At 61.7% G+C, this 14,949-nt stretch carries 13 protein-coding genes; 8 read left to right on the top strand and 5 right to left on the bottom strand.

Features of this window, described 5'->3' with window-relative positions; translation table 11 throughout:
* Nucleotides 1-4: 4 nt before the first annotated feature.
* From QSV36_RS06020 to yaaA, 3 genes are all read right to left on the bottom strand, one after another.
* Nucleotides 5-1,486, bottom strand: coding sequence for a glycosyltransferase family 2 protein (locus QSV36_RS06020; RefSeq protein WP_289130814.1), 1,482 nt, complete (start codon nt 1,484-1,486; stop codon nt 5-7).
* Nucleotides 1,487-1,571: 85 nt separating this feature from the next.
* Nucleotides 1,572-2,888 (bottom strand): nucleotide sugar dehydrogenase, encoded by a 1,317-nt coding sequence (locus QSV36_RS06015; protein WP_289130813.1) that lies wholly within the window; start codon nt 2,886-2,888, stop codon nt 1,572-1,574.
* Nucleotides 2,889-3,907: 1,019 nt separating this feature from the next.
* Nucleotides 3,908-4,687: a peroxide stress protein YaaA gene (yaaA, locus tag QSV36_RS06010; RefSeq protein ID WP_289130812.1), complete on the bottom strand. Its 780-nt coding sequence runs from the start codon at nt 4,685-4,687 to the stop codon at nt 3,908-3,910.
* A gap of 137 nt (nt 4,688-4,824) precedes the next feature.
* Here yaaA and QSV36_RS06005 point away from each other — a divergent pair, with 137 nt between their 5' ends.
* The 5 genes from QSV36_RS06005 (at nt 4,825) to moaE (ending at nt 8,884) form a co-directional block, all read left to right on the top strand.
* Nucleotides 4,825-5,961 carry a polysaccharide deacetylase family protein gene (locus tag QSV36_RS06005; RefSeq protein ID WP_289130810.1) on the top strand — a complete coding sequence of 379 codons (1,137 nt, stop codon included), beginning with the start codon at nt 4,825-4,827 and terminating at the stop codon, nt 5,959-5,961.
* 272 nt (nt 5,962-6,233) lie between these two features.
* Entirely contained in the window at nt 6,234-7,628 is a 1,395-nt protein-coding gene (locus tag QSV36_RS06000) for a PhoH family protein (RefSeq protein ID WP_114170545.1), read from the top strand.
* Between the two features lie 91 nt (nt 7,629-7,719).
* Nucleotides 7,720-8,190, top strand: coding sequence for a cyclic pyranopterin monophosphate synthase MoaC (moaC, locus tag QSV36_RS05995; protein WP_289130805.1), 471 nt, complete (start codon nt 7,720-7,722; stop codon nt 8,188-8,190).
* Nucleotides 8,190-8,435, top strand: coding sequence for a molybdopterin converting factor subunit 1 (gene moaD, locus QSV36_RS05990; protein WP_289130803.1), 246 nt, complete (start codon nt 8,190-8,192; stop codon nt 8,433-8,435). The genes moaC and moaD overlap by 1 nt, the downstream gene beginning before the upstream one ends.
* A gap of 2 nt (nt 8,436-8,437) precedes the next feature.
* Nucleotides 8,438-8,884 (top strand): molybdopterin synthase catalytic subunit MoaE, encoded by a 447-nt coding sequence (gene moaE, locus QSV36_RS05985; RefSeq protein WP_289130800.1) that lies wholly within the window; start codon nt 8,438-8,440, stop codon nt 8,882-8,884.
* Nucleotides 8,885-9,012: 128 nt separating this feature from the next.
* On the opposite strand, the gene rhlB is transcribed toward moaE, so the two are convergent.
* Together rhlB and QSV36_RS05975 are read right to left on the bottom strand one after the other, a co-directional pair.
* Nucleotides 9,013-10,470: an ATP-dependent RNA helicase RhlB gene (gene rhlB, locus QSV36_RS05980; protein WP_289130798.1), complete on the bottom strand. Its 1,458-nt coding sequence runs from the start codon at nt 10,468-10,470 to the stop codon at nt 9,013-9,015.
* 100 nt (nt 10,471-10,570) lie between these two features.
* Complete coding sequence (locus tag QSV36_RS05975) at nt 10,571-11,227, bottom strand: alpha/beta hydrolase (protein ID WP_289130795.1); 657 nt, start codon at nt 11,225-11,227, stop codon at nt 10,571-10,573.
* 332 nt (nt 11,228-11,559) lie between these two features.
* Between QSV36_RS05975 and QSV36_RS05970 the strand changes: the two genes are divergently transcribed.
* From QSV36_RS05970 to QSV36_RS05960, 3 genes are all read left to right on the top strand, one after another.
* Nucleotides 11,560-12,588, top strand: a complete 1,029-nt coding sequence (locus tag QSV36_RS05970) for an amino acid ABC transporter substrate-binding protein (protein ID WP_225779182.1) — start codon at nt 11,560-11,562, stop codon at nt 12,586-12,588.
* Between the two features lie 67 nt (nt 12,589-12,655).
* Nucleotides 12,656-13,834, top strand: a complete 1,179-nt coding sequence (locus tag QSV36_RS05965; RefSeq protein WP_289130790.1) for an amino acid ABC transporter permease — start codon at nt 12,656-12,658, stop codon at nt 13,832-13,834.
* 10 nt (nt 13,835-13,844) lie between these two features.
* Complete coding sequence (locus tag QSV36_RS05960; protein ID WP_289130789.1) at nt 13,845-14,942, top strand: amino acid ABC transporter permease; 1,098 nt, start codon at nt 13,845-13,847, stop codon at nt 14,940-14,942.
* Nucleotides 14,943-14,949: the final 7 nt, after the last annotated feature.

Genomic DNA, 14,949 nt, shown 5'->3' with positions numbered 1-14,949 from the left:
GGGCTCACACGACCATGAACAGCACAGCGACGAAGATGCTGGCAGCCGAGAAGGTCATGGTCCGCGAGGACCAGGTGTTGAACCATTGTTGAAAACTGGCGAGGTCACGCTTGAGGGCAGTGGGCTGACGCGTCCAGGACTGCTTGTCGAGGCGGAAGAACACGTAGATCTTCATCAGCGCGCCGATGATCTGGTTGTAATAGAGAATCAGCGGGTAGGCCGGGCCCACGTTGTGGCCGGAGCACAGCAGCATGATGGTGAGGATTAGGCGGGTGATGCCGATCCACAGCAGGTACACCAGCAGGTAGCCCATGCCGAACTTGAGGCTGGCGATCACCGCCACGGTCAGGCCCAGCAGGCTGGTCCACATCGACACGCGCTGGTCGAACAGCACGATGCTGGTGAACAGCCCCAGGCGGCCCAGGCCCAGGCCCAGCGCACGGGAGTTCTGCCGCAGGTTGTTGCCGTACCAGCGGTACATCAGCTTGCGGCTGGCCTTGAGGAAGCTCTTCTCCGGCGGGTGCTCGACCGTGTTGATGGCGGCGTCCGGCACGTAGAAGGTGTCGTAACCCAGGCGCATCAGGCTGAACCAGCTGGACTTGTCGTCACCGGTGAGGAACTTGAAGCGGCCCAGGCGCCAGTGCATCAGCGAGTCGCTTTCGACGTCGGCGATGAATTCCGGGTTGGTCACCACGCTGGCGCGGAACATCGACATGCGCCCGGTCATGGTCAGCACGCGCTTGGACAGGGCCATCGAGCACATGTTGATATGGCGCTGGGCGAAGCGCAGCTTGTGCCACTCGCTCATGATGTAGCCGCCACGCACTTCGCAGAACTCGTTGGTGGTCAGGCCGCCGACGTTGGGGAACAGCTTGAACCACGGCACGGTCTTGCGGACCACGCCGTCGCCCAGCACGGTGTCACCGTCGATCACCGCCACCACGGCGTTGTCGTCCGGCAGCATGCGCGAGATGGCACGGAAGCCATAGGCCAGGCCGTCACGCTTGCCGGTACCGGCGATGCGCACGATGTCCAGCTTGACGTGGGCCGGCGGGTTGTATTTGGCCCACAGGCTTTTCACCAGCAGTTCGTCCGACATCTCCACCAGCGAGCAGACCACGGTGGTGGGGAAGCCACAGTTGATCGCCTCGCGAATCACCGAGCTGTACACCTGGGCGGTGGTCAGGGCTTCGATACGGAAGCTGGTCACCATCAGGTACACGTGCGACGGGTCGGCGGCATTGCCCATTTTCTGCACCTTACGACGCAGGTACGGGTACACGCCGTAGAGGAAGATCATGCCGCGAATGAAATGGGTAGCGCCCATGGAATAGCGCCAGATGCCGACTGCGCCGACCAGGAAGATGAAGTGCTTCGACTGCGAGTCGAAGATATCGGCTGGCAGGGCCAGGGCGATCAGCATGAGCAGGCTCATGTAGAGCAGCCACCCGGCGCACTGCAACAGCACTGTCTGGAGCCTTTGCATGTTCAGCATCCGTCGAGAATTCGGGAAAGGGTGGGCGACGCAGGTTCCACCTTGGTGGACAACACCTGCGCCGCCGGGCCTGCTGTTACCAGCAGATGCCTTCGGTACGGCTGGTAGTGCAGGTTGGCTTGCTCATGAAACCGACCAGGTCGATCACGTGCTTGCCAGCCGGCGCTTGCTCGGCCAGTGCGCGGAACTGCTCGTCACGGTTGCCCAGGACGATGATGTCGGCGTTGTCGATGACCTTCTGGAAGTCGGCGTTGAGCAGCGACGACACGTGCGGGATCTTCGACTCGATGTAGTCCTTGTTGGCGCCGTGAACACGGGCGTACTGGACGTTCTCGTCGTAGATGTCCAGCTGGTAGCCTTTGCCGATCAGGCGCTCGGCCAGTTCCACCAGCGGGCTTTCGCGCAGGTCGTCGGTGCCGGCCTTGAAGCTCAGGCCAAGCAGGGCGACCTTGCGCTTGTCGTGCGCTTCGATCAGCTCGAAGGCGTTCTGCACCTGCGATTCGTTACTGCGCATCAGCGAGTCGAGCAACGGTGCGCGGACATCGAGGCTGGCGGCGCGGTAGGTGAGGGCGCGCACGTCCTTCGGCAGGCACGAGCCGCCAAAGGCGAAGCCAGGGCGCATGTAGTACTGGGACAGGTTCAGCACTTTGTCCTGGCACACCACGTCCATGACCTCACGGCCATCCACGCCCACCGCCTTGGCGATGTTGCCGATCTCGTTGGCGAAGGTAACTTTGGTGGCGTGCCACACGTTGCAGGTGTACTTGATCATCTCGGCCACTTCGATCGGCTTGCGGATGATCGGTGCATCGAGCTCTTCGTACAGCGCTTGCAGGATGTCGCCGCTGGCGCTGTCCAGTTCACCGATAACGGTCATTGGCGGGTGGTCGTAGTCCTTGATCGCGGTGCTTTCGCGGAGGAACTCCGGGTTCACTGCAACGCCGAAGTCGACACCGGCCTTCTTGCCCGAGCAGTCTTCGAGGATCGGGATCACCACGTTCTTCACGGTACCCGGCAGCACGGTGCTGCGGACCACGATGGTGTGGCGACGGTCGCTGTCACGCAGCACGTAGCCGATTTCGCGGCACACCGACTCGATGTACTCGAGGCCCAGGTCGCCGTTCTTCTTGCTCGGGGTACCCACGCAGATCATCGACACGTCGCTGGCACGGATGGCTTCGGCGAAGTCGGTTGTACCGCGCAGGCGGCCATTGGCGATGCCTTGTTGCAGCAGTGCTTCCAGGCCAGGTTCGACGATGGGCGACTTGCCCTGATTGATCAGGTCGATCTTGGTGCTGGACACGTCCACACCGATCACTTCATGGCCTCGCGCCGTCAGGCAGCCTGCACAGACTGCACCCACATAACCCAAACCAAAGATGCTGATACGCATCGCTATCACCTCATGTGTTTATCACGTCGACATCTCCGCAGAGAGCCGGACTGGGTTGATTAACAACAGTTTTCAGGCGCACGGATACATGGCGAATGCACACTTCGCCGAGCGCAGGCAAAATAAATCCGGAGCGCAAAAAGTTATGCACTCAAATGTGGCAGTAAAAAGCCATTAATTAAAAAACGTGCCCTGGAATGCAGCCGTCTTTATTGCAATGCGCTACATGGCGCGTTGCTGTGCTTGTTTTTTCAAGTGGATAAATCCTTTGAAATCAACCACTAGGACGAATTGTAAGGACGCGTCTCTCCTGCGTGGACAGGGGCTTCGGGGGTTCCCGTGATTCCTGTCGAAGTTATCGAGGCAGGCAGTGGATACCTGCTGTTGTCACCTGTAAGTCATCTCTCACAGCCCGTGGGCAGGAAAATCGTTACGGCACTATGAGCGATGGCTCGTAGCAGAAGTTCCTGGGTGGTTCGACGCGGATGAAAGATTTCTAAATATTTTTTCAGTGGTGGCCAGATTTCAATTTGATAGCACGCAGGGGTTTCGCCCCGATATATAAAGGGCGAAACTGTTGCGAGATATTTTTGTGCCAGCATCGAAAAAAATTTTGAAAAATTCGTCAAAAAAGCTACGAACGGTCTTATGGCGTTTAGCTATAAAACCTGTATGGACGGTTTATTGGCGTCGATTTTATGGCGTGATGGCGATATGAAGCGTGCCCTGTTGCGGGGCGGAAGCGGTCGAGGAGGGAGGTCCCTTTTCAAGAGCGGACATGTGTCGCGAAAGGGCCGTGTAGCACCCTGGATGGCCAGCATCAATGCAAGAATTGCCGGGGCCGCGATGCGGCTCTTTCGCGGCAGAAGGCCGCTTGTGTCTTAAAAGGGGGGTTAGATTCGGGAGTGGTGAATGGACTGCGGTGGATGGCACGGGCTTCGCCCGTGTTCGCGGGCAAGCCCGCTCCCACAGGGACCGCGCCAGCTTTGTAAATTGAGCAAGACAGTTGCTCTTCCAGGCTACTCGCCTGGATGATCGCGCAGGAACACCAGGTGGTCCGGTTTCGACTGCTCGGCACTGTAGTAGTAGCCCTGCACATCGAACTGCTTGAGCTGTGCCGGGTCGCTGATGCGCTGCTGGATCACGAAGCGGCTCATCATCCCCCGTGCCTTCTTGGCGTAGAAGCTGATGATCTTGTACTGACCGTTCTTCAAGTCCTTGAAATCGACGTTGATCACCCGCGCCTTCAATGCGCTGCGTTTCACCGCGCTGAAGTATTCGTTGCTGGCCAGGTTGAGCAGCACGTCATCGCCCTGCTCGGCCAGGGCCTGGTTCAACCATTCGCTGATGCGCGTGCCCCAGAACGCATACAGGTCCTTGCCGCGGGCATTGGCCAGCTTGGTGCCCATTTCCAGACGATAAGGCTGCATCAGGTCGAGCGGACGCAGCAGGCCATACAGGCCGGAAAGCATGCGCAGGTGTTCCTGAGCGTAGCTGAAGTCGTCCTCGCCCAGGCTTCCGGCATCGAGGCCGGTATATACGTCGCCCTTGAACGCCAGCAGTGCCTGCTTGGCATTGGCCGGGGTGAAGTCCGGGGTCCAGCTGCCAAAACGCGCGGCGTTCAGGCCGGCCAGTTTGTCGGACAGGTGCATCAGTTCGCTGATCTGCGCCGGTGACAAGTCGCGCAGTTGGCGGATCAATTCCTGGGCGTCGTCCAGGTACTGGGGCAAGGTGTAGCGCTCGGTCACCGGCGGGGTGTCGTAGTCGAGAGTCTTGGCGGGGGAAATCACCGTCAGCATCGGGTCGGCTCCTGGCATCGTTGGCCGGGAATTCTACGGGCTGGGCGCTGCAAGTCCAAACTATGGCGACGATAGTCACAGACCATGGCCGAAGCAGGCGCTATAGTGCGCGTTTCGCCGTTGCGGAGCTTTCAACCGTGCGCATTGCCTCTGCCTTGCTGGCCGGCCTGCTGAGCCTGGCTGTGCAAGCCGCCCCGTCACCCCAGGTCAGCCTGGACCGCAGCCTCTGGCCCGAGCAACTGGACAGCCCGGCGCTGTTCGATGTGGCCTCGCGGGCGGAAATCCTTTCGTTCGCCCAGGTGCTGCATGAGAGCGAACTGCTGGACGACGCGGCGTTGGCGACCCGGTTGGGGCTGCGGCAGATAAACATGCAGAAGGTGCGCCTGGTAAGGGCGCGCATGTGGCAGCGGTTGTGGCAAGGTTATCAACAGGCGCAGCGCAGCTGCGAGCAGGATGCGTCGTTCTGCTACGCGGTTACCTCGATGGCGGAGTTGCGCACCCAGGCGGCGACGTTCGCTGCCGATGTCGGCACGTTCTACACTGGATGGGTCGAGCCCAGCCACCAGTTCCATGTTCATTACCTTGACGAACAATTGCGCAAGGCCGCCGTGCTGCCACAGACCAGCAGCGAGGTGGAGCGGCTGTCGGCACGCGAGCGCAATGGCGACGAATTGAACGACCGCATGTTCCTGCTGACTTTTGTCGGTGGCCCCGGGCCGCAGGGCGGCACTACCGACCAGCTGGCCGCTTACCTGCGCCGACAGAAGCTTGCAGGGACGTTTTTCGTGCTGGGCAACCGCCTGCAACAACGCCACGATGCCGGCGCGGCAACTGCCTTGCGGCAGCTCTATGGCGGCCAGTGTGTGGGCATCCAGGGCTGGGAATACCGCTCCCATGCGCAGTGGACCGGCTGGCAGGACTCGCTGCGGCGCAGCCAGGCGCGGGTGCAGGCCGACCTGCCGCAGCAGTACGTGCCATTGTTCCGCCCGCCTTACGGGCAACGCCGCGCCGACGGCGAGGCGTTCATGGCCAGCCAACAACTGCGGGTATCGCTGTGGGATATCGATGCTCAGGATGATGGCGCACTGACGGCGCAAGCCTCGGCGCAGCGGGTGCTGACCTTGATGCTGCTGTGGCGCAAGGGCGTGATCCAGTTCCACGACAGCCTGCCCAAGGCCCAGCCGGCGCTGGACTGGTTGCTGCGCCACACCGCGCAGAGCGGAATCGGCTGGGAAGGTTGCCGCGAGTACGGATACCGCGAACCGGGGGTGTGACTTCTGACTGTAGTCCCCTCAGGCGCTGCCGCCAAGGGCCCTTCGTCATTCGGAAAAATAAACTTCAAAAAGTCGTAAAAACGCTTTTTCCGGTCATGGCTTTTGCTGTATGAAGAAACCAGACAGCCGATTCCTGCAGCACAGGTGGCGTCATCCAGGCCCACCTAGCCAGGTTCGCTTCCCGCCCGTAACAACGCGGATACGGGGAGAACGGCAGTCACTCTGCGGCGTAACAGAGCACGCCGTGTGGCTTCGACATAAGGTGACCGAGTATGGATGACCAAGGACGCAACCCTTCCTCCAGCAAGCCAATCCTGTATGTGCTCGATACCAACGTCCTGATTCACGACCCCAACGCGTTACTCAACTTCGAGGAGCACCATGTCGCCATCCCGATGACGGTGCTGGAGGAACTCGACAAGCTCAAGGCCGGCAAACAGAGCATCGCTGCCGAATGCCGCCAGGCCATTCGCCTGATCGACCAGACCCTTGGTGACGCCTCGCCCAGCGATGTCGAGCAGGGCGTGCCGATCCAGCGTGGCAAGAGCGGGCCCAAGGGCTTCCTGTCAATCCTGATGACCCCGCGCAACGAGCCCAACAAGCTGCTGCCGGAAAACCTCAACGACAACATCATCATCAACCAGCTGCTCGAAGTACGGGCCCGGCGCACCGACCTGGACGTGGTGCTGGTCACCAAAGACATCAACATGCGCCTGAAGGCCCGCGCCTGTGGCATCGCGGCCGAGGACTACAGCACCGACCAGTTGGTCGATGACGTGTCCTTGCTGTCCAAGGGCTACCATTCGGTCAGCGGTTCGTTCTGGGACCGGGTGAGCAAGGTCGATACCCGCCAGGAGCGGGGCCGCACCTGGCACCGGGTGCAACTGACCGACAACCTGCCGGCGGTGCATGTCAACGAGTTCATCATCGACGAACAGGGCTTCGTCGGCTGGATCAAGGGCATCCGCAACGACGAGCTGCTATTGCTCGACCTGCACCAGGAGCCGCTGCTGCACCAGGAAGCCTGGGGCCTGAAACCGCGCGATATCCACCAGAGCCTGGCGCTGTTCGCCCTGCTCGACCCGGATATCCACCTGGTCAACCTGACCGGCGCCGCCGGTTCCGGCAAGACCATCCTGGCCCTGGCCGCGGCCATCGAGCAGACCATGGTCAGCAAGCGCTACCGGCGCATCATCGCCACCCGCAGCGTGCAGGGGCTGGACCAGGAGATCGGCTTCCTGCCGGGCACCGAGGCGGAGAAGATGGAGCCCTGGCTGGGCGCCATCACCGATAACCTCGAAGCCTTGCACATGGATGACGAAAGCACCCATGGCAGCGTCGAGTACATCCTTGAGCGTGTGCCGTTGCAGTTCAAGTCGCTGAACTACATCCGTGGTCGCAGCTTCCAGCAAAGCCTGATCCTGATCGACGAGTGCCAGAACCTGACGCCGCACCAGATGAAAACCATCATCACCCGTGCCGGCTCTGGTTCGAAGGTGGTCTGCCTGGGTAACCTGGCGCAGATCGACACCCCCTACCTGTCCGCGACCAGCTCGGGCCTGACCTACCTGACCGAGCGCTTCAAGGACTTCCCCCATGGCGTGCACATCACCTTGCAGGGCGTGCCCCGCTCGGTGCTGGCCGAGTACGCCGAATCGCACTTGTAAAACCCTGCAGCCGGGCAGTTCACTGCCCGGCCCCCTGCTCAAACCTGACCCACCGGTTTACACTGCCAGTTCCCTTCACAGGAGCAGAGCAGTGCTGACACATCTTGATTCCCAGGGGCGGGCCAACATGGTCGACGTCACTGAAAAGGCCGTGACCGAGCGCGAGGCCACCGCCGAGGCGCGGGTGCGCATGTTGCCGCAGACCTTGCAGATGATCGTCGACGGCGAGCACCCCAAGGGCGACGTGTTCGCCGTGGCGCGCATCGCCGGGATCCAGGCGGCGAAAAAGACCAGCGACCTGATCCCGCTGTGCCACCCGCTGATGCTCACCAGCGTCAAGGTCGAACTCAGTGCCGAGGGCGAGGATGCCGTGCGCATCGTTGCCCGCTGCAAGCTGGCCGGGCAGACCGGCGTTGAGATGGAGGCGCTGACCGCCGCCAGCGTGGCCGCGCTGACGATCTATGACATGTGCAAGGCTGTGGATAAAGGTATGGTCATCGAGCAGGTGCGCCTGCTGGAAAAACTCGGCGGCAAGAGCGGCCACTACAAGGTGGATGTGTGATGAAGGTCAAGGTGATGTACTTCGCCCGATACCGCGAACTGCTGGGTGTCGATGCCGAGCGGGTAGAGGGCGCTTTCAAGGTGCTGGACGATGTGCGCCAGGCCCTGGTCGCCAAGGGCGGGCAATATCAGGTGCTGGCCGAGCAGAACCTGATGTGTGCGCGCAACGAAGAGCTGTGCAGGCTCGATGAAGCGCTGCAAGAAGGCGATGAAGTGGCGTTCTTCCCACCGGTGACCGGAGGCTGAACATGGCAGTGCGAGTTCAGGCAGGCGCGTTCGACCCGGGTGCCGAGACCAATGCCATGCATGCGGCCAATGTCGGCGTGGGCGCGGTGGTCGCCTTTGTCGGCTATGTCCGGGATTTCAACGATGGCCGGGAAGTGGCAGGGATGTTCCTCGAGCACTACCCGGGCATGACCGAGAAGGCCCTGGCCAAGATCGTGGTCGAGGCCGAGCAGCGCTGGCCGTTGCTCAAGGTCGAGGTGCTGCACCGCATCGGTGCGCTGGAACCGGGTGAACCGATCGTGTTCGTTGGCGTGGCCAGTGCCCACCGGCAGGCGGCGTTCGATGCCTGCAATTTCATCATGGACTACCTGAAGACCCGGGCGCCGTTCTGGAAGAAGGAAAATACCCAGGAAGGGGCAAGGTGGGTGGAAGGGAAACAGAGTGACCAGGATGCCGCTGGGCGCTGGTAGATCCTGGTTTGATGGCCGGGGCGGAGCCCCGGTTCGCGGGTGAACCCGCTCCCATAAGTACTGCACCGGTTTCGAAAGCTATGCAGTACCTGTGGGAGCGGGTTTACCCGCGAAAAGGCCGGTACAGGTCAGTGGTGCTTGCGCGGCACCGGCTTCAACAGCTCATCCGGTGGCATTTCGCACTTGATCTTGCGCCCCAGCAGCTCTTCGATCGCCGGCAACTGGTAGGAGTCATCTTCACCGGCAAAGCTGATCGACACACCGCTGGTACCGGCACGCCCGGTGCGGCCAATGCGGTGCACGTAGTCGTCCGGGTCTTCCGGCAGGGTGAAGTTGATCACATGGCTGATGCCATCGATGTGAATGCCACGCCCGGCCACGTCGGTAGCCACCAGCACGGTGATGCGCCCTTCGCGGAAGTTCTCCAGGGTACGGATACGCTTGTGCTGTGGCACATCGCCCGACAACTGGGCGGCGTTGATGCCGTCGCGCACCAGTTTTTCCTCGATGCGCCGCACTTCGTCCTTGCGGTTGGCGAACACCATTACCCGTTCCCACTTGTTCTGGGTCACCAGGTTGTACAGCAGTTTGTACTTGTCGCTGCCGGCAACGGCGTACACGTGCTGTTCCACCGTTTCGCTGGCCACGTTCTCCGGCTCGATCTCGACGATGGCCGGGTTGGTGGTCCACTGCTTGGCCAGGTTCATCACGTCGTCGGTGAAGGTGGCGGAGAACAGCAAGGTCTGGCGCTCGCTTTTCGGCGGCGTCTGGCGAATGATCTGGCGCACCTGGGGGATGAAGCCCATGTCGAGCATGCGGTCGGCTTCGTCCAGTACCATCACCTCGACCATGTCCAGGTGCACCTCGCCACGCTGGTTGAAGTCCAGCAGGCGGCCGGGGGTGGCGACCAGGATGTCGCAATGGCGCGCTTCCAGGGCCTTGAGCTGCTTGTCGAAGTCCATGCCGCCGACGAAGCTCATGACATTGAGGCCGGTGTACTTGGTCAGGGCAACGGCGTCCTTGGCGATCTGTACCACCAGTTCGCGGGTGGGGGCGATGATCAGCGCGCGCGGCTCACCCATGTAGCGTTCCTTGGGCGGAGGCGTCTGCTGCAACTGGGAGATAATCGAGATCAGGAACGCCGCAGTCTTGCCGGTACCGGTCTGGGCCCGGCCGATGGCGTCCTGGCCACGCAGGGTATAACCCAGCACCTGCGCCTGGATCGGCGTGCAGTAGGGGAAGCCCAGGTCGTGGATGGCGTGCATCAGTTCGTTGGACAGCTTGAAGTCGTGGAAGCGGGTCTTGCCTTCCTGCGGCTCGACCACGAAGTCTTCCGGTTTCCACAGGCTGGCCTGCGGCTTGGGCTTGCGCTCGCGGCGCGGTTTGTCCTTGGCCGGCTTGTCGGCGGCTGGCGCAACGGCAGCAGGTTGTTCAGCCTTGGGCGCAGGGGGGGTGCGTGGGGCGGTCGGTTTGGCCGCCGGCCGGGTTTCGCTGGCGGGCGCAGGCGCCGCCACGCTGGCAGCAGGAGCGACGGCCTGTGGCGCGGCGTCTCCCTTGCCGAATATTTTCTTGAGTGCCTTGAGCACGATCGTCTCATCAACTGGTTAAGGAATGTACGCCGGCAGTGTAATGCAAGATTCAGGCGCGGCGTAGTGGCTTGGGCTTACAACTACAGACGGCTTCTGCTTATTGCAACTGCCTGGCCAGCCAGCCGTGGATGTCGCCCAACTCTTCGACCACCACCTCGTGCTCCATCGGGTATTCATGCCAGCGGGCGGCAACGCCCCAGGTATCCAGGTACTCGAAAGCGGTGCGGCCCATGGACGGGATCACCACCGGGTCGTGCACACCATGCAGGCACAGGGCCGGGGTGCGTTGCTGGCAGGCGCTCAGCTGATGCTGGTCATTGAAGGTAGGCGCGTAGGTCGACAGGGCGATCACGCCTCCCAGGGCTTCCTGCCACTTTATATAGGCGGTGTGCAGCACCACTGCGCCGCCCTGGGAAAAACCGGCCAGGAAAATTCGCGACAGGCTGACGCCCTTGGCCTGCTCGGCCTTGATCAGGGCAATCACCTGTTCGGCCGATTCCTCCAGTTGCGCTTCGTCGATGGCACGGGCCGGGGTCATGGCCTTGATGTCATACCAGCTGGGCATGGCATAGCCGCCGTTGATGGTCACCGGGCGCGTGGGGGCCTGGGGCATGATGAAGCGGGTACTGAGCAGGCGCTCCTGCATGAATTCGGCGACTGGTAGGAAGTCGTAACGGTCGGCACCCAGACCGTGCAACCAGATCACACAAGCGTCTGCGGTTTTCTGCGGTTCGAGAATCAGCGGGTTGGTCATGACTGCTCCGAAAGTGTGCGGGTCTCGTTGTGGCGTGCGTGAAAAGAAGGCGCTGGAAATGATTGTCTGAAAAAGAATGTCGCAACGATACAACTTTCCCTACTTGACGAGCGCTTAAACGCTACAGCCAGACAATCTGGTACGCGCTTTGCAATTCAACCTTCGATGCAAAGGGCAGGCCGTGACGGTAACACCCTTTGCACGCGAAGGCTGTCATAGAACAGCCCATTGCGCCAATTGACCCAATAACAAGCCAATACGGGTCGGATACGCCTCAAAAGGGTGCGGTGCAATTCCGGCTCGATACAACAAGAGCGATTTGGAGGTTGTGAATGAAGATGTTGAAAACCACCCTGGCAGTCCTGACCGCTGCCGCTGCACTGGGCGCCGTGAGCAATGCCCAGGCCGGCGCCACCCTCGATGCGGTAAAGAAGAAGGGCTTCGTCCAGTGTGGCGTGAGCGACGGTCTTCCGGGCTTCTCGGTACCTGATGCGCAGGGCAAGATCGTCGGTATCGACGCCGATGTGTGCCGTGCCGTCGCTGCCGCAGTGTTCGGCGACGCGACCAAGGTCAAGTTCAGCCAGCTCAACGCCAAGGAGCGCTTCACCGCGCTGCAGTCGGGCGAAGTCGACGTGCTGTCGCGCAATACCACCTGGACCAGCTCGCGCGATGCAGGCATGGGCCTGGTGTTCGCCGGTGTTACCTACTACGACGGCGTCGGCTTCCTGGCCAACAAGAAGCTGGGCGTATCCAGCGCCAAGGAACTCGACGGCGCGACCATCTGCATCCAGGCCGGTACCACCACCGAGCTGAACGTGTCGGACTACTTCCGCGCCAATGGCCTCAAGTACACCCCGATTACCTTCGACACCTCCGATGAAAGCGCCAAGTCGCTGGAGTCCGGCCGTTGCGACGTGCTGACCTCGGACAAGTCGCAGCTGTTCGCCCAGCGCTCCAAGCTGGCCGCGCCGGCCGACTACGTGGTACTGCCGGAAACCATCTCCAAGGAGCCCCTGGGCCCGGTGGTGCGCAAAGGCGACGAAGAATGGTTCAGCATCGTCAAGTGGACCCTGTTCGCCATGCTCAACGCCGAAGAGGCCGGCATCACCTCGAAGAATGTCGAGGCCGAAGCCAAAGGCACCAAGAACCCGGACGTCGCCCGCCTGCTGGGTGCGGACGGCGAGTATGGCAAGGACCTCAAGCTGCCCAAGGACTGGGTAGTGCAGATCGTCAAGCAAGTCGGCAACTACGGCGAAGTGTTCGAGAAGAACCTGGGCCAGGGCACCGCTCTGAAGATCGACCGTGGCATGAACGCCCTGTGGAACAACGGCGGCATCCAGTACGCGCCACCTGTGCGCTGATGGCTGCACCCTGCGGCGGCATCCCGCCGCCGCAGGTTGTTCGGAACCCTACTTTCCGGGGCACTTCATGCAAAATCGAATTGGCGCACAAAAGGGGTTATCCCTGAGCGATCCACGTGTGCGTGCGTGGCTGTTCCAGATCCTCACGATAGCCTTCGTGGTCGGTCTGGGCTGGTACCTGTTCCACAATACCCAGACCAACCTGCAACACCGGGGCATCACCTCGGGCTTCGACTTCCTCGACCGCAGTGCCGGCTTCGGCATCGCCCAGCACCTGATTCCCTACGTGGAATCCGACAGTTATGCGCGGGTGTTCGTCATCGGCCTGCTCAACACCCTGCTGGTGACTTTCATTGGCGTGATACTGGCGACCATCCTCGGCTTCATCATCGGCGTGGCACGGCTGTCGTCGAACTGGATGATCAACAAGCTGGCGACGGTGTACGTGGAAACCTTCCGCAACATCCCGCCGTTGCTGCAGATCCTGTTCTGGTACTTCGCCGTGTTCCTGACCCTGCCGGGGCCGCGCGGCAGCATCAACCTCCAGGACACCTTCTTCATCAGCAACCGTGGCCTGAACATGCCCGGGGCGACCATGGCTGACGGCTTCTGGCCATTCGTCATTGCCTTGGGGCTGACCGTGCTGGCCATCGTCGCGATGGTGCGCTACGCCAACAAGCGCTTCGACGAAACCGGCGAGCCATTCCACAAGTTCTGGGTGGGGCTGGCGCTGTTCATCGCCATTCCGGGGGCCTGCGTACTGCTGTTTGGCAGCCCGGTGGTCTGGGAAGTGCCGCAATTGAAAGGATTCAACTTCGTCGGTGGCTGGGTGCTGATCCCCGAGTTGCTGGCGCTGACCCTGGCATTGACCATCTATACCGCCGCGTTCATCGCCGAGATCGTGCGCTCCGGTATCCGTTCGGTCAGCCATGGCCAGACCGAGGCCGCGCGCTCGCTGGGCCTGCGCGAAGGCCCGACCCTGCGCAAGGTGATCATCCCCCAGGCTCTGCGGGTAATCATTCCGCCGCTGACCAGCCAGTACCTGAACCTGGCGAAGAACTCGTCGCTGGCGGCCGGTATCGGCTACCCGGAGATGGTCTCGCTGTTCGCCGGTACCGTACTCAACCAGACCGGCCAGGCCATCGAGGTGATCGCCATCACCATGAGTGTCTATCTCGCCATCAGCATCAGCATTTCGCTGCTGATGAACTGGTACAACAAGCGCATTGCGTTGATCGAGCGGTGAGGATACGCCAGTGAATGCCCATGTTTTCAAACCCGACATGCCGCCACCGGTGAAAACCGTCGGCGTGCTCGCATGGATGCGTGCCAATCTGTTCTCCAGCTGGCTTAACACGCTGCTGACCCTGTTCGCCATCTACCTGGTGTGGTTGATCGTGCCGCCGTTGCTGCAGTGGGCGTTGCTCGATGCCAACTGGGTCGGTACAACCCGCGCCGACTGCACCAAGGAGGGCGCCTGCTGGGTGTTCGTGCAGCAGCGTTTCGGCCAGTTCATGTATGGCTACTACCCGGCCGAACTGCGCTGGCGCGTGGACCTGACCGTGTGGCTTGCCGTACTGGGCGCCGCGCCATTGTTCATCAAGCGTTTCCCGCGCAAGGCTGTCTATGGCCTGGGTTTCCTGGTGCTGTACCCGATCCTGGCCTACACCCTGCTGCACGGCGGCGTGCTGGGCCTGGAGAATGTACCGACCAGCCAGTGGGGCGGGCTGATGCTGACCCTGGTGATCGCCACCGTGGGTATCGTCGGTGCCTTGCCGCTGGGCATCCTGCTGGCCCTCGGGCGGCGCTCGAAGATGCCGGCGGTGAAGGTGGTATGCGTCACCTTCATCGAGTTCTGGCGCGGCGTGCCGCTGATCACCGTGCTGTTCATGTCATCGGTGATGCTGCCGTTGTTCCTGCCCGAAGGCATGAGCTTCGACAAGCTGCTACGGGCGATGATCGGCGTGATCCTGTTCCAGTCGGCGTACATCGCCGAAGTGGTGCGTGGCGGCCTGCAGGCCATCCCCAAAGGCCAGTACGAAGCGGCCGCGGCCATGGGCCTGGGCTACTGGCGAGCGATGGGCCTGGTGATCCTGCCGCAGGCGCTCAAGCTGGTGATCCCCGGCATCGTCAACACCTTCATTGCCCTGTTCAAGGACACCAGCCTGGTGATCATCATCGGCCTGTTCGACCTGCTGAACAGCGTCAAGCAAGCCGCCGCCGACCCGGCCTGGCTGGGCATGGCCACCGAGGGCTACGTGTTCGCGGCCCTGGTGTTCTGGATTTTCTGTTTCGGTATGTCCCGCTACTCCATGCACCTGGAGCGCAAGCTGGACACTGGCCACAAGCGTTAGGAGTTTC

Origin of the sequence: Pseudomonas sp. BCRC 81390 (genome assembly GCF_030341915.1) — a bacterium.
In the GTDB taxonomy this organism is placed as follows: domain Bacteria; phylum Pseudomonadota; class Gammaproteobacteria; order Pseudomonadales; family Pseudomonadaceae; genus Aquipseudomonas.
The sequence above is the reverse complement of the archived record's forward strand: the minus strand, read 5'-3'. Positions and strand labels throughout refer to the sequence as shown.